The organism is Flavobacterium nitrogenifigens (assembly GCF_003254565.1).
Classification (GTDB): Bacteria; Bacteroidota; Bacteroidia; order Flavobacteriales; family Flavobacteriaceae; genus Flavobacterium; species Flavobacterium nitrogenifigens.
In genome coordinates, this window is the sequence record NZ_QJRI01000176.1 from 224,948 (window position 1) to 246,071 (window position 21,124).

The 21,124-nt window shown below is 33.4% G+C and carries 19 protein-coding genes; 5 read left to right on the forward strand and 14 right to left on the reverse strand.

Going from position 1 to position 21,124, the window contains the following annotated elements; genetic code table 11:
* Positions 1 to 2 precede the first annotated feature (2 nt).
* From DM397_RS14300 to DM397_RS14340, 9 genes are all read right to left on the reverse strand, one after another.
* A complete protein-coding gene (locus DM397_RS14300) occupies positions 3 to 716 on the reverse strand; it encodes a DUF1266 domain-containing protein (RefSeq protein WP_111378179.1) in 714 nt (237 codons plus the stop codon).
* Positions 717 to 722: 6 nt separating this feature from the next.
* A complete protein-coding gene (locus tag DM397_RS14305; RefSeq protein ID WP_111378180.1) occupies positions 723 to 1,421 on the reverse strand; it encodes a hypothetical protein in 699 nt (232 codons plus the stop codon).
* Between the two features lie 301 nt (positions 1,422 to 1,722).
* Complete coding sequence (locus tag DM397_RS14310) at positions 1,723 to 2,496, reverse strand: hypothetical protein (protein ID WP_111378181.1); 774 nt, start codon at positions 2,494 to 2,496, stop codon at positions 1,723 to 1,725.
* A 10-nt stretch (positions 2,497 to 2,506) separates the two neighbouring features.
* Complete coding sequence (locus tag DM397_RS14315) at positions 2,507 to 3,790, reverse strand: hypothetical protein (protein ID WP_142479064.1); 1,284 nt, start codon at positions 3,788 to 3,790, stop codon at positions 2,507 to 2,509.
* 7 nt (positions 3,791 to 3,797) lie between these two features.
* Positions 3,798 to 5,336, reverse strand: coding sequence for a M14 family zinc carboxypeptidase (locus tag DM397_RS14320; RefSeq protein ID WP_111378183.1), 1,539 nt, complete (start codon positions 5,334 to 5,336; stop codon positions 3,798 to 3,800).
* A gap of 4 nt (positions 5,337 to 5,340) precedes the next feature.
* A complete protein-coding gene (locus tag DM397_RS14325; protein WP_111378184.1) occupies positions 5,341 to 6,684 on the reverse strand; it encodes a porin in 1,344 nt (447 codons plus the stop codon).
* 6 nt (positions 6,685 to 6,690) lie between these two features.
* Complete coding sequence (gene iadA, locus DM397_RS14330) at positions 6,691 to 7,842, reverse strand: beta-aspartyl-peptidase (RefSeq protein ID WP_111378185.1); 1,152 nt, start codon at positions 7,840 to 7,842, stop codon at positions 6,691 to 6,693.
* Positions 7,843 to 7,855: 13 nt separating this feature from the next.
* Positions 7,856 to 9,223, reverse strand: a complete 1,368-nt coding sequence (gene dcuC, locus DM397_RS14335) for a C4-dicarboxylate transporter DcuC (RefSeq protein WP_111378186.1) — start codon at positions 9,221 to 9,223, stop codon at positions 7,856 to 7,858.
* A 409-nt stretch (positions 9,224 to 9,632) separates the two neighbouring features.
* Positions 9,633 to 10,580 (reverse strand): aldo/keto reductase, encoded by a 948-nt coding sequence (locus tag DM397_RS14340; RefSeq protein ID WP_239457858.1) that lies wholly within the window; start codon positions 10,578 to 10,580, stop codon positions 9,633 to 9,635.
* Positions 10,581 to 10,798: 218 nt separating this feature from the next.
* On the opposite strand from DM397_RS14340, the gene DM397_RS14345 reads away from it, so the two are divergent.
* On the forward strand, positions 10,799 to 11,257 hold the full coding sequence (locus DM397_RS14345; RefSeq protein WP_111378187.1) for an RNA methyltransferase: 459 nt from the start codon (positions 10,799 to 10,801) through the stop codon (positions 11,255 to 11,257).
* A gap of 20 nt (positions 11,258 to 11,277) precedes the next feature.
* Here the strand turns inward: DM397_RS14345 and DM397_RS23930 are convergent, their stop codons facing one another.
* The 5 genes from DM397_RS23930 to DM397_RS14370 form a co-directional block, all read right to left on the reverse strand.
* Positions 11,278 to 12,735: a hypothetical protein gene (locus tag DM397_RS23930; RefSeq protein WP_185957077.1), complete on the reverse strand. Its 1,458-nt coding sequence runs from the start codon at positions 12,733 to 12,735 to the stop codon at positions 11,278 to 11,280.
* Positions 12,736 to 12,802: 67 nt separating this feature from the next.
* The gene (locus tag DM397_RS14355) at positions 12,803 to 14,215 is read right to left on the reverse strand and encodes a tetratricopeptide repeat protein (RefSeq protein WP_111378188.1); all 1,413 of its coding nucleotides are present in this window, start codon (positions 14,213 to 14,215) and stop codon (positions 12,803 to 12,805) included.
* A 54-nt stretch (positions 14,216 to 14,269) separates the two neighbouring features.
* Positions 14,270 to 15,538 carry a hypothetical protein gene (locus DM397_RS14360; protein ID WP_111378189.1) on the reverse strand — a complete coding sequence of 423 codons (1,269 nt, stop codon included), beginning with the start codon at positions 15,536 to 15,538 and terminating at the stop codon, positions 14,270 to 14,272.
* A gap of 132 nt (positions 15,539 to 15,670) precedes the next feature.
* Positions 15,671 to 17,593: a tetratricopeptide repeat-containing sensor histidine kinase gene (locus DM397_RS14365; protein ID WP_111378190.1), complete on the reverse strand. Its 1,923-nt coding sequence runs from the start codon at positions 17,591 to 17,593 to the stop codon at positions 15,671 to 15,673.
* Positions 17,593 to 18,339, reverse strand: coding sequence for a LytR/AlgR family response regulator transcription factor (locus DM397_RS14370; RefSeq protein WP_111378191.1), 747 nt, complete (start codon positions 18,337 to 18,339; stop codon positions 17,593 to 17,595). The genes DM397_RS14365 and DM397_RS14370 overlap by 1 nt, the downstream gene beginning before the upstream one ends.
* Positions 18,340 to 18,640: 301 nt before the next feature.
* Here DM397_RS14370 and DM397_RS14375 point away from each other — a divergent pair, with 301 nt between their 5' ends.
* The 4 genes from DM397_RS14375 to DM397_RS14390 are packed head-to-tail and all read left to right on the forward strand — an operon-like array spanning position 18,641 to position 21,048.
* Complete coding sequence (locus tag DM397_RS14375; protein WP_111378192.1) at positions 18,641 to 19,039, forward strand: hypothetical protein; 399 nt, start codon at positions 18,641 to 18,643, stop codon at positions 19,037 to 19,039.
* Between the two features lie 9 nt (positions 19,040 to 19,048).
* Complete coding sequence (locus tag DM397_RS14380; protein ID WP_111378193.1) at positions 19,049 to 19,711, forward strand: hypothetical protein; 663 nt, start codon at positions 19,049 to 19,051, stop codon at positions 19,709 to 19,711.
* A 37-nt stretch (positions 19,712 to 19,748) separates the two neighbouring features.
* Entirely contained in the window at positions 19,749 to 20,042 is a 294-nt protein-coding gene (locus tag DM397_RS14385; protein WP_142479063.1) for a hypothetical protein, read from the forward strand.
* A gap of 10 nt (positions 20,043 to 20,052) precedes the next feature.
* Positions 20,053 to 21,048 (forward strand): hypothetical protein, encoded by a 996-nt coding sequence (locus DM397_RS14390; RefSeq protein ID WP_111378195.1) that lies wholly within the window; start codon positions 20,053 to 20,055, stop codon positions 21,046 to 21,048.
* Positions 21,049 to 21,124 lie beyond the last annotated feature (76 nt).

Genomic DNA, 21,124 nt, shown 5'->3' on the forward strand with positions numbered 1-21,124 from the left:
ATTTAGAGATATGTTTTATTCTTAAGCGGACTATTGTCATTAGTAAGCAAATCATTTGCAATCTGCACCATTCCGCTATTGTTTGCTCCGCCCCAAACTGCTCTTCCAAAAATATAGCTCGTGGTGTACTCTTTCCAAGTGGTGCAGTATTTTTTCAAATCGGTATGGCATTCTTCTAAATATTCTTTCAGTTCATTTTCTGAAAGATAGTTCAAGTCATAACAGCAGCGGGCTAAAAAAGCGCCTCTTCCATAATTCCAGCCACTGTCTTTTATCTTTCTTATTTGAGAAAAATCTGTGATAATGTTTTGTTCTACTAGTAGTGGAACAATATCATTTAGTGTTCTAAATAGCTCTATATAATGTTCAAACAAGCCTTCTTCCTTTGGTAGATTAGATTTTAAAATCTCAACATAATTTTCTCTATCCTCAAATGCTCTGTAAACAATTTCAATATTTGCGTCTTGGTTTCTGTCGTGTAGATTTTGAAGCACTTCAATCGCTTGGTCTCTATTATATATTCCCCAGTAATCTCCGGTTAATGTAACAATATCAGATTTGTTTAAACCCGTTTCATAAGAATTCAAATAGGCCGATTGCTGTTCTGCATACATGGAACCAACAAGCAAATGGTCTAATAAATACCCTTTTACAGTGTTTTGTTTATTTAATTTTATGCTTTGAAATGAATTTAAAATTTTTGAAAAGAATCCCATAACTCTTTATGCTACTTTTAAATTCGGGTTTCTGTTTTGTAAAACAGAGACAAACCTTTCGCCTACTACTTGATATTTGGCTCTAGTTTCCAATTGTTTTTTCAAGTTTAGCATATCTTCTGGAGCAGTTACATAATTAAGCCTATCGTGAATTTCAAGCGATAATGGACTTCCGTCAATATAAAAAGTAATGACATGTATTTTTGGCAAATATTCTTCTGAAGATTTTGAGTAAACACCCAGTTGCGATTTTAAAACGCCTCCATATTCAAGTTTTGCATCTTCAATTCTGAAATTATCAAAAATAATATGTTCGTCTAATTCGCCCACAGTGTTGGTTGTAAAGAAATGCAAATCGCTTCCGCTCAGAACCCAAAAACAATCTGTTTCTACTCTTCTCAATTTTACGCCAATTGTAGATAATGCTACATTTTTTAAACCATCAGTTACAATTTCCTGAACTTTACTGCCTGTTGATTGTGGCACAGATCCAGAAGTAAATGCGTCTATAGATTTCCCTTTCATCCAATATTTTAATTGCGAAAAATCATTAGCCAACAATTCTTGTTTGTATTGGTCATATTTTGTTCGTTCAAAATCTAAATCAATTTCTCCTTTTGCAGTCTTATGTTTTTTATTTGCATAAATCATAAAAATTACGCCTACAACTACCAATACAATTGGAATAAAAATTAATGTGCTCATACTTTCTTTGTTTGATTAATTGGTTTTAAATACTTGTTGGTTTTACTGTCTTGCAATACAACAAAGCGATATTGGAACACAAATTTTAGAAAAAAGAGAATGAGAATTTAAGGAGATATAAATTCGCTTGAAATGATTGAATATCCGTAAATACATTTTATAAATCCGTTTTTTAATGTTCGTTTTTGACGAGCATTTTTCATCAGTTCGAATGATTGGAGCATAAAAAAAACTCTAAATCAAGATTTAGAGTTTTTAAGACGTTCTATTCGATGTATTTAATTCATATCGATGAAAAATATTAATTTGATTTAAGACCTAGATTAGTATAATCCCAAGCTCTATCGCCTGAAATCATCCATTCAGAATTGCCAGCTGAAGTTCCTTTGCTTGTAGCCCAGTCTGGATTAGGATCTTTTACAGTTCCTTTTCTCCAAATAGTTCTATTACGAGTATCTTTGGTTTCTCCAGCAATAGTCCACATAAAATTGTTACGGCTGCTGTTGCTTCCTCCGGAGACTACACGCGCTACATTTGGACTTCCAAAGGCATCAATAATACTATAAGTTTCTCCGTTTACCGTATACTTTCCTGCCGCATCTTTTTTCAAAAGCGCAATCCCACTATTACCGCTTAACTGCAAAGGTTTGCTTGCATCCGCATTGGCACTGCTTGTAGTTCCCCAATCGATATCGCGTTTTACAGCGGTTGCATTTGCTTGTGGAGAGGCAATAACATAACATTTTCCTTTTTCTAATGATCCTGTCAGCAATACATAATTGGCACTGTTTGTAAAACTCCAGTCAGTCAGCGTATTTTCATCTGATGTGGCCTGATAGCCAATCGCATATTTTGACAAATCTGCTGTGTTTGCAGTACCATTGTACAATTCGACATAATGATTTCTAACTCCGCCGGCAGCTCCATCTGTATTAATAAATGTTGCTATTTCGGATATAAGAAGATCCTTTCCTTCATCTGGTGATGGCGGTTCTGGTGCTGGTCCTGAAAAATCAATATTTGAATCGCATCCTGCCATCAATAAAGCAATCGCTACTATTTTTAGTGCTTTCATAACTGTCAATTTAAAATGAAATTTGTACCGCAAGGTTATTAATCCATGTTGTTTTGTTCTGACCAGCTCCATTCTGATCAATGTAAGTTGCATTAATTCCAAACTTCAAAGCATTATTTATCATGTACTTATTAAACCCTATAGTATACCAATGCTGAGTCTGTATTATTGACGTTGCTACATCAAATTCAGGTTTGACATAAGAGTAGCGTCCTTCTACCGCCCAGCCATCGTGTGTGACATAAGATGATTGAAGATTAATTGCGCTTCCCAAGCTATATTTTGCAGAAGCATTTTCTGGCGTAAGCCTTACTGCACCAGAAGTATCTGTAAATAAATCTTTTCCATGAATTGATCCGTCAACGTATTCTCCAACAAAAGCAAAACCGTTATACTTGAATATTAAATCCAAAACGAATTTGTTATAATTGGCAAAAGCGGCTTCGCCATTTTCATCGTAAATACCTGAAACCGTTCCATTACCAGCACCAATAGAATTGCTTGTTTTGACATTATAACTGTCCGCAACTCCGACAGCGAATTTTGGTTTTGGTTCATGATAGATATCTTGAGAAATAAAAGCGTTGTTTTTAATAAAATCCCCTAAAGGCATAAAATCAATTCTTCCACCATATTTGAAACCTGAATTAGACACAGGGTCAAAAAATCCCTGTCCTTCTCCTGTCGTGATCGATACAGATGGATAAAGTCTCATTTTATTGATGCTGAAATTGGTTTCAAAAAACAAACCTCCTTCTCTAGTTGTGCTCACAAAATTTTGCATTAAACCGCCATATATACTTCCGTCGTTTGATTTTCCAGATATTGTTGGCGCCATAATCGAAGCATATCTTTCGTCTGCCATGGCGAGCCTGTTGTTGGTGTTGGTTTGTCTTTCTCCAAATACAAGTCTGTATTTTTTATTCTTGCTGGCTATTCCGATCCAACCTTCTAATATACCAGTTATTCCAGTAAAATCAGATAAAATAGCCATTGTAAGCCGATTATCATAAGCCGAAAAATTTAATCCGAGACGGACAAGATTAAGAGACAGCTGTTCAGAATTTGTTGTAACATCCTCCACATCTTCACTCTTTAACTGAAAACCGGGCTGCAAAGTGGCATTAATATTAAAAACAAATTTGTCTTTTTTGCTAAGCGTAATATATGTGCCTTCTCCTGCAACATAACGAACGTTTGAGTCAGATTTTCCTACCTCAGACACTTGCGCACGTAACGATTGAAATGCAACTGCTAATGTGCAAAATATAAACAGGGTATATTTTAATTTCATACTGTTATTATTTAGTGGATAATTGAGATAATTGTTCACGAGATATACGATATATAGGAATCATATTTTCTTTATTTTTTTTCTTGATAATGTTGTTTGCATATAAAGAATTTGCGCCTTCAGGCTCCATAAGGTCTGCTATTACATTGCTCATAGGCTGTTGCGAGTCTATAACAAGAGCTTCTTCTGGTATAGAAACTGCTCCTTCTACAATATTGATCTGTCCATTTTCATTTACAGCATATTGTTCTATTTTGTTAAACTGAAAAGGCTGTTTGGTCACTTTAACTAAAACTCCTGATACTTCAAGCACTTTTTTTACTTTTTCAGAAGCAGGAAAAATCAAAAATGCTCCTGGTTTTGGTCTTGTTATATCAGGCGACTGATTGACATTGTAGTTTGCATTAAAAACTATTGTTGTGTCAGAAACTTTACACTTATCTACAAAGTGATAATCTCTTTTAATTGTTTCGGGTTTTGAAGTGCTTACCGAAACACGCGTTGCTTCTACAGCATTCTTATTAGCGATTTTAATAGCCTCTTTTATTTCCGATTCATGATCGTGTGCTATCTTTAGATAGGACAATCCAGTAAGAGCTGCGGTTTCGATTCTTCTTTTTGCCGATTTTTCTTTTTCTGATAATCCGCGAATTTCCATTAACATTGAAATCCTATTTTGCAGCGCATAATTGGTTGCGCTTGAACGAGAAGCAATACCGCCTATATTCAGCCAGACTTCATTGTCTTTCATAAATGTGGTGCAATAATCAGCAACTCTTCTGCCTTTATCTGTTAAAAAAGATTTTGTAGGCTCTACAAATACTGTTTTTATTACATCACGAATTGCTGGATCTACATTTAGATTTCCTGTATAAAGAAACAAAATGTCGTATGCTGAAGTATAACAATCATTTAATTCCTTAAAATCTAATCTGGCTGGCGAGAATTCATGAAAATCGACCACTACATGAGGATCAAATTTGTTAATTGCCAGTTTTAGATTTGTACTTTCTTTTGCTTTGAGAATAGTAAGATCCCTATTTAAATCGGTACTGTTATTGCTTGCTCTTGTTTCGGCCGTTCTCCCGTCTGCATTTACCATTGGCACTACCTGTAGAATCATATTGTCCAGCAAAGCCAAATTTGAAGGATCATGCGTTACCAAATACATTAAATACAGCATCCCGTCAGTTGATAGAGGTTCATTGCCATGTATGCCACCTATAAAAGTGACTCTCAATTTATCTTGATCTGCGGTTTTACTTTTACGAGTCAGTAAAATCATTGGCTGATTTTTTCCTTTTTGAGTCGTTCCAATCGAACTAACTGTCATTATATCTGGATATTTGGCTGCTAATTCGTCTATAAAAGAAAGTACATCTTTATATTTAGTAAAATAATTGAATACAGGATTGCCTCTTGTTATCGGCACAGGCATATCAATTGTTGGATCAGGAAAATATTTCTGATAAATATCTTCTGTCTGTCCCTGCATTACTGCGACAAAACAGATTGTAAACATGATAATTAATAGTGACTTTTTCATTTCGCTATAATTGAAGAGTAAACATTATTTGACCATATATATTCCCCTTTATATCAGGTGTTTTTAACATGTCTTTGTATTCCTGATAACCAACTTCTGTCTGCAGTTTTAAATTATGCCCGCTAAAATAAAAGGTTCCAACACAACTGTAATAACGGTTCATATCTGCAAAATTGGCCGCATTAGGATCATTCTCGATATAAGAATATCTGCCAGACAAGGCAAATGAATTAAAACAATATCCTGCCTGCACATTAAAGCCGCTTCCTACATTTAATCGGCTAAGCACCGTATTCTTTATCTGTTCTGGAGTTTGCCCCGTATAAGGCGTAAATTTTCCGCTTGTGTTAAACTCTCCTGCAATACCCGATGGCACTTTAGCATGGGTATAAACGTATTCGCCAAGAGAATACCACCCACGGTATTTGAACATATAATCTATTCCTGTTTTCAGTAAATCAGGAAGAAGTTCATTTTGCGCGGCATCACCATAAATATATCTTCCGCCATTGGTTCCTTTTGCCGAACTAATGCCATCATTGTAACTAAAGGTTGGCCCAATAATTAATTTCGGAACACGTTCATGCACCAGATCATCCATAAAATATTCTCCTCCTTTACTGAAAGTTCCAAAAGGCAGGTAGTCTAATCTAATGCCATATTTAAATCCCCCGTAATTCTTTTGCAAAGCAGAAGTTCCGTCTCCTGTTGTGATAGAAACATACGGTTTCAGGACATTTCCTCCAAAACGGTATATTCCATAATATCGAATTCCGTAATCAAATATTGGGTCAAAAGCTGTAGATATGGCGCTTCTTTCAATAAACCCAAGAGATTCTCCTTCTATCCTAGCTTCACGCGAATCGTCATAATTGGCACGAACTCCAAAATTGATACGATGATTGGGGCTTGGTCTGTATTCTACTAGCGCATCCTGCAAAGTATTATTATAAGAACGCGATCCAGTTGTTGTACTCTGATAGTTTCCCACTAGATTTATACGGAGCCTTACATAGACTTTTTCATTAAATAAGGTTCCTCTGAAATTAAATCTAGCTCTTCGAATATTAAACTCTGAACTGTAAGAGTCAAAATTGTCAGTAGAACTCACGCCGGCCAATAACTGCAAGCTTTGCGTAAAGTTAAGCCAGGTGCTGGCCGACTCCAGAGTAAGTCCATCACCCAATGCATAACCCTTTTTCAAGCGCATGGCTTCAGACATATCTTGATTTTGAGATGTCTGTTCAGAGTCCATTTCATTTTTTACTTCCAGTTCGTCATCTTCCTGTGCTATTGCAAAGTAGCAGTTTGAGAAGAATAACAGCAATAAGAATAGTTTTATTTTCATATTTATCTAATCTTTCTTTTCAAAACTTCCGCGAACTATAATTTCCCCTTCCTTCATCATCACTCTACCTCGAGCTATGACATCGGTCAAATTAAAATTGGAATCAAACAGGCATAAATCGGCGTCGCCTCCAACAAAAACACTTCCTTTATTTTTAAGTGATAGATTGCGAGCCGGACCCGATGTTACCAATTGAATAGCTTGTCCTATCGGCATATTAGCTTCTTTTACCAGTTTTTGCACCTGTTTTAAATTCAGATCAATAGGTGCTTTTTTGAAGCCTATAAGATTACCGTCTTTGTCATTTACTCCCAGACCAGCATTGCCATCACTGCTGAAAGTCATATTCTCCATCGGAACACCTTTTTTTAGAGCATAAAGCACTTGTTTATAAGGCTCATCAAATTTGGTTCCGCCTGTCGTGATATCGATCATTCCTCCTAGTTTTGCAAAACGAATAGCTTCTTCAAATAAAGGCTCTGTTCGTCCAACATGAGTTGGAGATATATTTCTGATGGGAAAATCGTATTGTTGTACTAAATCAAGCAGCAGCTGCATGTTTGTTTTGAGCGCTCCAAGATGTACGTGCATAATTCCTTTTTTGCCCGATGTCAAACCGCCAACATGAACATCTTTTAAAATTGCCAGCAGTTCTTTAGCTGTCGGAAAAGACGAACGTTCATCACTAATGGCTACTTTACATCCTAATACTTTATCTATAAACAGCATATCATCTAATACTGAGCCCATCATAGTAATTGGAGGAAGACCAAAATAGCTGGTAAGCATATAAGCCGTAATTCCTTCATTATCTAAGGCTTTGGTTTTAGCATAAAGCGCTTTCAAGTTTTTTGTTGCGCCATCAGTGCCCAACAATCCAACTACGGTTGTTGTTCCGCAGCTAATAAACTCAGATAAGGCAATTTCTGGTGTAAGCGAATGAAAACCGTGCTTGCCCCCTGCGCCTGTAATATGTACATGCTGGTCTATAAATCCTGGAGTTACCATTTTTCCATTTGCATCAATAATCTCGAGATCAGGCAGATTCAGGCTTATACTATCACTAACCAGCGCTATTTTTTCTCCACAGATTAAGATGTCTTTCTTTCCTAAGGACTCTGGAGCATATAAGACTGAATTTTTTATTAGTTTAAACATCTTTACTTAATTTTTAAATAAAATAATGAAATACGAGCATAAACAATAAACCTACTGACATGGGAATCGCATTGCGTTTTGCAAGATCCATAGGCTGAACATCAGCTATTTTAGCGATACCGACTATTACTCCAGCAATGGGAGATACAGCTCTTCCCATGCTTGAAGAAAGTTGCATAGGCAGAATGATTCCTGCTGCTGATGTATTAAATTTGGCCGCGATTCCTGGAACTAATGGTGAAAAAGAAAAGAAAGAGGCATTACCGCTTCCCATAAGTACAGAGGCCAAGAAAATTATAATGGTCATTAGTATTCCAATCCCTACTATTCCGAGTCCTAAGCTCATAGAAATATTGGTGAGACTATCAATAAATCCAAGCGAAATTAATCCGTTGGCGAATATTTCTGCACAGACAATCAGCGTAACGACAGATGCAAAAACTTTTCCCATACCTTCCCAAAATATTTTAAGTGATGCGAAAACTTCCTTTACATTTCTAAGCCTCACTATTTCCATTATCATAGTAACAGCCAGAGATATTAGCATTGCCGTTGTGGTGTCAAGATGTACAGGCTTAGTGAAAATATTTATTATTGGAGAAAATAGAATTAAAAGCAATAAGGGAAAAATAGGCAATACTGCATAGATCAAAGGTGTTTTTAAAACAATTTCATCGGGATTATAATCTGCATGCTGTTCTTTTGGCAATTTTTGATCATAATGTTTATTTACAAAAAAATAGATAATCATCAAAAGTGTAGTCATCGGAATTACCAGTGGCAGCTGATACTTAATAAAGTACTCTACATTATGCATGTCCAATAGCTGAGAAGCTCGAGCGGTATTTGCAGATGCAGGCCCCATATCAAATACGGTACAGGCAGAAATAACTGCCACAGCAGAAATTCTGCTTACGCCCAATGAAATAAGTATTGGAAAAAATGATGCTACCAATAATAAACCTAGCCCTGTTGCTGATGGTGTACAGATAAAAAGAACCTGTCCGATAGGTATTACTATAGAGGCTGCGAGATATGGATATTTTTTGAAAATGCCAAGTGGCTTCACAGCAACATGAACCAATGCATCACTTGCGCCAATCGCTTTCATATAAGCAAGAAATCCGCCAATTGTCATAATCATGAGTCCAACATTAGCAGTTTTATCAGATAACGATTCTTGCAAACGCTTAAATAAATCAAATGCGAAAATTCCTGTTGGCTGTGCTACAGGATTTACTTTATAATTTAATAGAGATGCAACGATAATCATCAAGATGCCAGCAAAAAGAAGAACTGCTTGCGGATTGAATTTTTTCACAAGCAGATAAGCTGTTACAGCTATAAATAAGATACTAATCACCAAACCTAATCCATTCATAAACAATTAGATAAGTTAGACAATAAAAATATTCGATTAAATTTAGCTTTTTTTTTGTTTTATTTTAATAGTCTAATTAGAATTGACAATTAAACAAATACAATTGATTTTGAGCAGGCTATATTTAAAAAAACTCAAAACAAGGTCGCTTTTTATAAAAATAAATTAAATAATGCAGTTTTTTCTTATAACGCTACATTTTAAAAAACATACAATATTGTCTATAAAACACTTAACAAAAGCTAAATAAGATTTGTTTTACAATATTTTATTACTAAAAATTGATTTTAATTGCTACGCATCATATTACCTATGAGAAGTTTGGCTTTTATAATTCGTAATGGTTACAAAACTAAAAAGCCTATTTCTAACAAAATAGGCTTTTTTCATAATTTCTCCATACTAATCTTTAACTCCATTCTGGAAACTGAGTTCTGTTTAAATCCAATTTCTCAATCGCTTTCATATCAGCATCATCAAGCTTAAAATCAAATATATTAAGGTTTTCTAGAATATGTGCTCTTTGAGAAGATCTCGGAATAGCCACAATACCGCGCTGGAAATGCCATCTTAGACTTACCTGTGCAGTAGTCTTGTTATGTTTCTTAGCTATTTGGGTTAATGTTTCATTTGTAAAAAGACCATTGCGTCCTTCTGCAAAAGGTGCCCAAGCTTGCATTTGTATATTACCCTGCTTTAGTACCTTATAATCATTTGTTTGTTGAAAATAAGCATGAGTTTCAATCTGATTTATAGCTGGTTTTACCTCTGCATAAGACAAAAGATCTGCCAATTGCGCAGGATCAAAATTGCTAATTCCTATAGCTTTTATTTTTCCTGCTTTGTAAAGCTCTTCCATTGCCTTCCAAGATCCTTTTACATCACCTCTCGGTCGATGTATAAGATACAGATCCAGATAGTCCACTTGTAACTTTCTTAACGTTTCTTCAAAACCTTTTTTAGCATTTTCGTAACCAGCATCATCAACCCATAATTTTGAAGTAACAAAAAGCTGTTTTCTGTCTATTCCGCTTTGCTTTATTGCCTTTCCTACTTCTACTTCATTTCCATAGACTTTAGCAGTATCAATAAGACGATAACCTGAAGATATGGCTTCAACTACAGATTTCTGGCAAACCTCTCCGCTGAGTCCGTAAGTTCCAAATCCGAGTATTGGCATTTTTAAGCCATTATTCAATTTAACATCTGGAATACCTTTAGCATCTTTGTCCATCAAGACATTTCCGAATAGTTTCGGCGTGCCTAAAATACCCAAGTAAATCCCAGCAGCCGCTAATGTCGTATTCTGCAAAAATTTACGTCGGTTTATTTCGTTCTTTTGGTTTTGAGAATTCATGTTTTTTTGGTCTATTAGTCAGTTAGTAATCAATTACTAAAGTATACAAATATTTTAAATTAAATGTATAATTCTCTAGTACTGATCAATCACGCCCTAGATAAAAACACTTTGCATAGCAGAATAATATATAAGTAAAAACTGTTTTACCATCAAAAGACTTCTTTTCGTCTCAATAAAAAATTGATTTATCTACATACAGTTTGTACTTTTGCCCCATGAGCGATAATTTTACAAATGAATACTTTGGTATAGGAATACAAAATGGTAAAACACCAGAAAACTTAGGTGTTTTGTGGCGATCGGCTCAAAACTTAGGCGCTACTTTTATATTTACTATTGGAAACAGATATGCCAAACAAGCCTGCGATACGCACGATGCGGTAAAAGCAATTCCTTATTTTCATTACGATACTTTTGAGGCTTTTTTCGAAAATTTACCTAAAGGAGCAAGATTAGTTGGCGTTGAATTGTCTGAAAAAGCGGCTGATCTTGAAACCTTCGAACATCCTAGACGCTGTGTTTATATATTGGGCGCAGAAGACCATGGCTTATCTAAAAAAGTAATGGAAAAATGCCATCATTTAGTAAAGTTTAAATCAGAAAAAAGTTTGAATGTAGCTGTAGCAGGAACTATCGTTATGTATGATAGAAATCTAGCTAAACCGCGTTCTTAATACCAATTCAGACAAATTTCTTAATTCATTTTCTTAAGCGGATATTCATCATTGCCGGGATTAATGTTCGAAATTGGCTCTCCTGAGATTGTATATTGCTTGCCATTCTTTTGAATGTATATAATTCCTAATTCGTCATATTTCTTGTTGAATACTATTTTAATTTTATCCTCTGCTATGCTCTCTGCTTTAAGATTTTTATACGATTCAGCCTTTTCTCCATCACCAATGTAAACAATAGTAATGTCGTCTAGGCTTTTTAAGTCTATCAAAAAACTGGTTACAAGCTCATCTTTGTTCGTTCTTTTAAAATTGTATTTTCCTGACCAAGAATTGGCTTCTGCCTTATTTTCAGACTTGCTTTTAGAACTTATTATTTTTCCATCAGAGGTAATTTTATATCCTTCGTTCAGTTTTTTATAAATTTTTGAAAATCTAATTTCAAAAATACTAATCGTTAAATCCTCATTTATTATAAAAGACTTAGCAATATAACTGGCATCTTCCTGCATCTCACCATCTGACTCAACACCAACAAGTTGCTTTGAAATTAATTCTTGATCTTTTACATTTATAATCAAATGATCTAAGAAATAATCCTCTTTTTCATCTCGAATACTGAAAATATAGGTCTGAAATGGCAATCCTCCATTATCAATGCGATATAGGACATTGGGAGTATTTTTGTTTATTTTTTTATAAATCAGATTTGATATCAATTTTAATTCATTTCCTTCAACTCTCGGATACTTTACCTTGCATTCCACATTTTCTTCAAGATAACATTCCTCCATATATTTTATATAATTAAAGGGCAATGCTATTAAAGATTCTTTCTTAGCAGAAGTCTTCGAAAGATTTCTATTGCTAATTAATTTGCAGATAATAGTTCCGTTTTTACTTGCAATGGTTGCAGTTTCATTTTCATATTTTATTATAGTTGTTGATTCTTCATTATTTTCTTTTTTACTGTATTCCGTCCGCTTTGTAATTCTAACTACTCTGTTTTGATTATCATATTCATTAACAATGCTTTCGGTACGATTATAATTTTCTCCCACAAAATATTTTTTCTCATAAAGCAGGACAAAACTTTTCGGGTTATAAACCGTTTTTATTTCTTTTCGAACATTGTAACTCCCAAATTCTAAATAGGTTTCGATCATCATATTATCTTTATATGCATATTTAGCGTTTGCTTTTTTTGCATAAGAAGCAGTATCTTCTTTCTGAATTTTTCCCCAATCTTTTTTATTCTGAAAAAATGTATTCAAATTCGTTTTCTTATAAACAGAACCCTCGATGTTTTCAATCAAACTGTCTTTATCTTTAAAATCTAAAAACTTATTGGTTCTGAAAACTTCATAGGCTTCTGTTGAAAGCTTTTCTTTTTTTGAAGGAGAATAAACCTGCAATTCCTGCGAAATACATCTTACAGCAGATGATAAAAACATAAAAATAATGAGTATAATGCGCATGATCTTTTTTGAGATATTTCTGTAAATAAACTTACTGTTTAAATTTTTGTTCGATTATTCTAAAACTTTAATTAACTGCTTCTTTCCAAATGTTTATAATCTTTTCCGAATAGTAATAATTACCCGTTATTATAAGAGCATTTAGAGTCGTTGCATTAAGCTCTATATTCGGAAACTGAGATTTTGCTACCTTAATAAACAGATTCTTCTTTTTGGAATCGCCAAGCAGATACGCTGCAAGTATTCTTCCAATATGTGTATCGATACTTGTTTCATCAATTTTAAAAGAGGTTTCAAATTTGGACTGTGCGTCTTTATAACGTTTTTCATCCAATAACAAATAGCCGTAATTGCTTATTAGCACTGCATCATCTGGATTTTTGCTTAAATATTTACTATATGCAGCTTCAGCCTTTTTATAATCATGAAGTTCCTGATAAATTGTAGCGAGATTAGTCAATACAACATTCTCATTTTCATCTAATTTCAGTGCTATTTCAAAATCTCTAATTGCCGCTGGGAACTCTCTTTTTTCCTGATAAAGCCTTCCTCTCTGCGCTCGATATCCGTAAACATCTGGATTTACGACAATAAGCCGGTCATAAATTTCAGCAGCAGTCCCCCAATCTGCTATCTGTTGATATGCCTGACCGGCATAAAATTCTAAATCATCAGCAAAATTGCCTGAATCGTCTCCGTAGTTATTTGGGCTGTCTAAACGGTATTTGTACAGTTTGTAAACTTCAATCGCCCGTTGCGAATTAGGAATATCAATTAGACATTTGATGTAATTATGGTAAATTCTAACTATAATGTTTATATCATATTCAATGGCCTTGTCAAAATTTTTAATTGCATTTTCATTATCTCTTAAAAAGTAATAATTATTTGCAATCAATTCATACAGTTCAGGATTTGCCATATCCATTTCGAGTGCGTACTCCGCTTCATCGGTAGAATCTTTATATAGCTGTAAATGTGCCAAACAAAGTGCTTTTAGCTGATGATATTCTGGGTCTTGCGTATTTATCTCTATTGACTTGGTTACAGTTTCCATTGCTTCTTGATATTGCTCTTTGTTGTACAATTCAAGTGCTTCATCATAATATTTTTCAGGCAATTGACTTGCCGATACTGCCGCCACAGCAGCGGGAAAATACGGCTTTATAGATTGGTATTCTGCCGTCTCATTTTTGCTCAAAATTCTAAGTGATTTTATATTACCTGTTGCCTCTTCAATTCCGATCTCATATAAATTTTCTTTCTTTTGATAAGGTTGTACTAATGCCGTAAACTTGACATAATTTGGATTATTTTTGGTCGGTATAAAACATAGTCTCGGCTTGACACCTAGTTCTACAACAATTCTGTCTGATTCTTTGCGGAAACTGCGGATATAATTGATTTCTTTTTGGATTTTTTCCTGCGCTATAACTGTTAATGAAGTAAAAGCAAGAAACATTAAAATAATAAGTCTCATATATTTTGTCTACTAGTAATTGGTTTGCTAAAAAATTTGATTAGAAAAAAGGAATTAATTCTCATACGAATACTCATATAGTTCACTCAATTTATTATCAGAGTTATAATTGTATACTGTTTTGGCACAGCCATTAGAATTATTTAATGAAACCGTTTTTGATAAAATCTTATTTCCTTCTTTTGACATAAAAATATCTTTGTTTCCTTCTGAATATCGTATATTTTCAGAAAGCAAGACGTTATCTTTTATACTGTAAATTTTCATTTTAGAATAAAAAACTTCTTGGTCGTTTTTATATTCATAAACCAGTTTCCGCGTTGCATTAACCTCTTTTACAATTCTTCCGAATTCATCATATTCAAAAAAAGTGATAGCAACTACATCTCCGCTCCCATTTACTGTTTCGCTTTTTGCACATTGAAATTTGCCGTTAAGATGAAACACTTTAGCAATCATTACATTTTTCTGATCTACAGAAATAATACTGAATTGTTTTTTGCCATATTTAAAAACATCTTTAGACTTTTCTCCCTTTTCATTTCTTCGCACTATACTGTCAATCAAATGGTATGGGTTTCTATAATACAAATCTTCAGAATACAAAACACCATTAATTATAGTCGAGTATTGTTTGATTAATCCGTTTTTGTCGTAAAGCGTTTCTATCTGCATAAAACTTTTTGCGTTTTTGGCACTATCTCTAAAAGCTTTTGCCGTTACCTTTCCTGTAGAACAGCTCAAAAAAGCATTCGTCTTTGGATAATAAGAAACATTCGAATTTTGTATCAAATTATCAGCATAGTTTTGATCCACTTTAAATTTTGATTTTAATTCTTTTTCCGATTCCTTTTGCCTTTCTGCAATCTCTGCTTTTCGTAATTTGCCATAATAGACTTTATCATTAAAAGGAACTTTAAAATACGATTCGTAGGTTTCAATATACTTATCGGCATTGGTTACAAGAATCGGTTTATCGACACCATTGGACAATATCATTCCTGATTTGATCTTGTCATCATGGTTATTAAAATAATAGTAGCCATAATTTCTAAACTCGATCACGCAATCCTCACTAACGTGAAATACATGCACATCTTGAATTGTATCAAAAGCTTCTGCAAATCGCTGGTAGATATTTAAATGCTTTTCTAAACCATCATCCTGATTATGATCGAAGAAAACCAAACTGACATCTTCTTTATGGTTAATTTCATAAAGCGTTGCATCAGGTTCGGGATTATCGGTTAATATTTTTTTAGAACATGCCGTCAATAAAAATACACACAGCACGGCACCAATTAAATTGCTTTTAGATTTCAAATTCTTATTGTTTTTACCTTTCTATTTCAAGACAAATTTGAAAAATATAAGCATACAGAATTCGACCGATATAAATCCGTATGCTGCAATTGAATATTCGTAAAGATTTTTTATAAATCCGTACTGAAGTTTTTAGTTTTTAAGAGGAAGTGTCAGTAAAACTATAGTTCCCTGTTCGTTTGAGGATATTTCTATATTGGTCTTAATTTTATTTTCTCTCGCCAAAATCTCCAAACGTTCTCGGGCTATAGTACCCGATAATGACTGATGATCAGAATCTACATTTGATTTATCTTGAAAGCCTTTTCCGTTATCTGCAATTTTTACCACAATCTGATTCTCTTGCACGTCGATTTCCAGAGTTATCAATCCTTTATCAGAAAGATTTCCAATACCATGAATAATGGCATTTTCTACAAATGGCTGAATCAGCATTGGAGGAATCAATAAAGCCGAAGTATCCATATCAGGTACTATTATGTTGTAAGCAAACGCATATTCAAAACGCATCTGCTGTAAACTCAGATAATTTTCAATCGCTTCGATCTCCTGATCAAGAGGCACATAATTTTTACGGCTCAATTCTAAACTGCTTCTCAACAATCGGCTAAACTGGCTTAAATATTTTATTGATTTTTCTTTTTCATCAAATCTGATAAAACTTTGCAATGCAGACAATGTATTGAAAATAAAATGAGGTTCCATTTGCGTTCTCAACAATTGCTGTTGCAGCAAAATTTTCTCTTTCTCCTGCTTTTGCCTTTTCTGTCTTTGGAAAAAATATAGCACAAATATCCATGAGATTGCTAACAACGACAATAAACCAACGACAAGCAATAATAATTGATTTCGCTCAAGACGATTCTCAGTATTATCAATCGTCTTATTTAATCCATGAATAGACCTGTCTTTGGCCTGCAGCTCATAAATAGTTGCCATTTCTTCTGTGGCCTGAATACCCGAATTTCTAAGGATATTATCTTTAAGCGCCAATATCTCATCTGCTTCTTCCAGAGCTTTCTCTTTGTTTCCTTTCGCAAAATGATAATGCATTTTGGCTTTCTTATTCAGACACTTTTCGTAATAAGACAGCAATTGCAAATGCTGGTTTTCAATCTTATCAGCATGTTTAATTAAGTTTTCTGCTTCAGTAAAATGTTTGGTTTGAACATACAAATCAATTAGATTAGCAATAGTCGTATACAGATTTTTAATCATAACAGGACTTTCAGGATCTGCTGACAAACCTTCCTCATCATATTCTTTTACCAAATTGTAATGATGTATCGCCTTATCATACTGATTGTTTAGCAAATAATAATGTGCCATATGCTCATTGGTAAATCTAACCTGCATTGGTTCATTGGTTTTTACCGAAATCTGTTTGAGTTTTTTAATGTAAAAAAGAAGCGAATCTGGCTTATAAATATTGCTTTCTTCACAAGCCGTAAACAGTTGCGAATAAGCCCTGAAATTATACTTGTACTTATCCTCAGGCAATCCTTTTAAAATTTTTAAGGCAAGCTGATTCTGTTCAATCGATTTTTGGTATTGGCTGATTTTATTATTGTCCTGAGCCGCATTTAGCAAACAGATGACTTTTGCCATTGGTTTGCACTTTAGCGAATCATCATTCATAATGATTGCCGCAGATTTATTAAAATAATAAACCGACTGATAAAACTTTCCTTCAAGTTCTGAAATTAAACCTGCTCCATTATAAATGGTAAATTTCAGTGCATTGAATTCTTTTTCTTTTTCTACAATACCTAAAGCAAAATTGATATGCTGTTTGGCACTATCAATGTCTTTTTTTACCAGATTCTTAGCCAGATTGTAATGTATGAACGCTAAAGCAGAACCAGTTTTTGAGAAATCTTTTTCTTTGAGTTTGTTTGACCAAAAAGCCAATTTATCGGCTTCTGGATTTTGATCTAAACTATCGCTGATTACCTGCAATGATTCCAGCATTTTTTCTGGATGAATCGAAACTTTTTTAGATTTATGCTGACAGGAAATGGCAATTAGCAGTAAAAAAAGTAATGCTTTCTTCATTATCTCAAAGGATTTAAATGATTTATAACAAACTCTTTTCTACGAGTTGCCACAGGAATTTCGGCGTTGTTTTTCATAACTATAATCCCTGTTTTCATATACTTATCAATAAAATCTTTGTTGACAATATAAGACTGATGGGTTTTTATGAAAAAGTCCTCAGGCAGAATATCTTCGTAATACTTTAAGGGTTTAGAAGCCGTTACTACTTTCTTATTTTCCAAATGAATTTGCGTATAAGAACCTTCGCCAGACAGATATACAATGTCGTTGAGACGAACAATCTGCATACAATCTAAAGATGTGATGCAAATTCTGGAGCTCATATCGATCGTTCTTGAACTATATTCTTTCAAAAGGTTAATCTGATTCAGATAATCAGTCTGTTTTACTTTTTTTATTTTTTGTATCGCAGCTACAAATTCATCATTATCAATTGGCTTTAAAAGATAATCTAGCGCGCCATATTTAATGGCTTTTATTGCAAAATGATTGTAAGCGGTAATAAAAATGATTTGAAAAGTAGTATTTTCTATTTGATTCAATATATCGAAAGCAGTACCATCTGTAAGCTGAATATCCATCAAAATCAAATCGATTTCTGTAGTTTTCAAGATTTGCAATGATTCCTTTACCGAACCTGCCATTGCTTCAAGTTTTAAGGAATCTTCTTGTGAGACTAACCATTGCAGTTCTTTTTTAATTGCTGGTTCGTCTTCTATTATTAAGGTCCGTATTTTGTTCATATAGGAAATAACAGTTTTACAAATTACATTTTAAACCTTCTCAAATGCGATTGGAAATTGGCTCTTTACTAAGATCTAAATTTGTAGTACGAATATATAATTTTTTATTTCAATGTCTTGAATGCTATACTCTCGATATATTTTTTTTATTTCAGTATAAATGATTTTCTCCGAATTAATGCATATTAAAAAAAGAGTACTGCAAATCTCAAGAGATTTACAACGAATTTATATTAGTATAAATCTGTACATCTTTTATTTTCAAATTTGTAGTATCCGTTTACGATTTTACCTCATAATCATGATTTACAAAAACTTTATCCTTGGTACGCTTTCGAGCTTTTTCATTTTTATCAGTGCTTTCCAAAAACAGCACTCTTTGGTTTCATACTCCAATAACAGTCAAGAAATTGCCGGAGTTTATGTTTTGACATCTTGCGAAAACTCGAGGTTTAAAATTAAAATCGAAAAGAAAAAAGACGAATATTTTTTCCTAATTTTCGATAAGAATAAAATTATTTCAAAAGGTAAACTTGGAAAACAAAATGAAGATGATACCGTTTATTTGGCTTTTGGAAAAATCGGCGGAATATATGATACCGATAAAATACAAATTCAGAATTATGGAAATTCAATGAACGAATATGTCCATTTTACGCAATGCGGTGAAAAGTATCTCACATTTATAAAATCAGAATAATTAAATCCAATGCTAAAGTTTTTTATATCTGCTTTCTTGATAATCTTCTTTTTCTCTGGCAATTCAGCCATTGAAAAGAATGAAAATTTAGAAATTAAAATTAATTGGCAGGAAAATGTATCTGGTGATTTTTCATTCACAAAAAACTGGGATTATCCTGAAGGAGTTTACCGTAATGATTTTGGTCAATTAAGTTGCGATGGATTTTGTCCGCCAGAAACCGACAGAATGAAAGATGAAAATGGCAGAATTTTTAAAGACTCTTTGGCAAGATTTTATCAGCTGGTAGATACCACTCACCTATTTCACTCGATTAAATCTAAAACCAACAGTTATGAATGGTCGGGAACAAATTTTATTACCGTTAAAAAAATCGGCAGAGATACCCTGTATTGTTCTACCGATAATAATGCAGCAACTCATAGCAGTTTGATTCTGAAAATTATAAAAAACAAATGTATACCTGAAATCGAGTTAAACAGCATTTCGGGTTCAGCAAAAAAACAGATTTATGTTTGTAAAAAAGGTGACATTAAAATTGACAAGATTTTATGGAATAATGGAATTCTAAAAGCAAAATTTGACCTTATTTTTGAACATCCTGAAAACCCAAATAAACCACTGTTTTGGAAAGGTAAAATCCTTACGCAAATTAATCAGAATAGAAAGTAACATTTATTATATTTAAAAATCCAAATATCATTTATAGATGAGAAACAATCCTTTTATTACGGTTATCTTATTGTTTTGTATAGAAATAGTGCTGTATAATTACATGGATTACATGAATTTAATTTCAAGTTCTTCTGCCTATCGAGGCTCGCTTCTGCCCTTATTCTGCTTTACAGTTCCAGCAATTTCAATTCTAATTTCGATCCTTTTTGACGATATGCCATATAAAAAAGAGTTTAGATACTTTTGCATATTTCTCGCTGTTGTTTCTATAATTACATTTATAATATTCTCTTATTTTGCAGCTCTAGGAAAAGCGTATCAGCATTAATTGAACGATCATGAAAAACATAAAACTTGATACTATCAACATCATCTTGGCTATAGTTTTGGTTGCTTTAATTATCCTTTATTTTGCAACACGATTTAAAAACAAAGAACAAGACAAAATGTTTTGGAATGCTGAAATTCATAGTACTTCAGAAAATCCAACAGCAAAAAACTCAAATACCATTCAAATCATAGACGCCACTTTTTATAGTAATTTCAACCATTCTAAAAGTGATATTGATTCTGATTCAAAACGCGTAACCAGTGTCAAAAGTGAGAATTCTGTTTTATTCAAAATCTGGCAAAAAGAACTTTTACCCGATTCTCTCAATATAAAATATTTCTCTATAGACGAACGCAAATTTTATCAGCTTAAAACTCAACTTTCTTATGAGAAAATGAAAAATTTGATCAAGGAAAAAGAGACTGTTCCTATTTTAATTTTAGAAATACAACCTCTAGGCAAAATCCTTTTAAAAATCATCCCAAACGAAAAACAAAATAGAGAACCTATACTTTTAGAACGATTTATTGCTAAAGAAACTGAAGGAAATTTGGATATGCTGGTTTATGAAGAATCTTTAGGCGAAAAATACAATCGTTATGAGAGTATTCAAAACATAACCGATTATGCTGATTTGCTTCAAAATCAGTATAAATGGTCAGTTAAAATTGAAATGGAAGAACAAGATGCCCTCAAAAGCGTTTACGCGTATTCTTTTACAAACGAAAAAATCTATAGCTCAGAAGACGCTAATATTGCTGTTTCTCGAAATATCCCCCAAATTTTTTATATCTATTGGATAAATAAAAAGGAATACAATATTCAATATGAGTTATCTCCTTTTGAAATTTTAAATGCTTTTAGGAAACTGAATGAATCTGCTTCATCAGGAGATATAATCCTTACGTTTAAAGTGCATAAAAATTCCAATGCCGAATGCAAAATTTCTAGAAATGGCATTGTTATCCCTTTGAAAGATAAATATCCTTCGAAGCCCTACTGATTATGTCGTCTGTAGAGACGCACTGCAGTACGTCTACACCCGGTATATCTGCATCAGGAAAATCTTTGAGGACAAA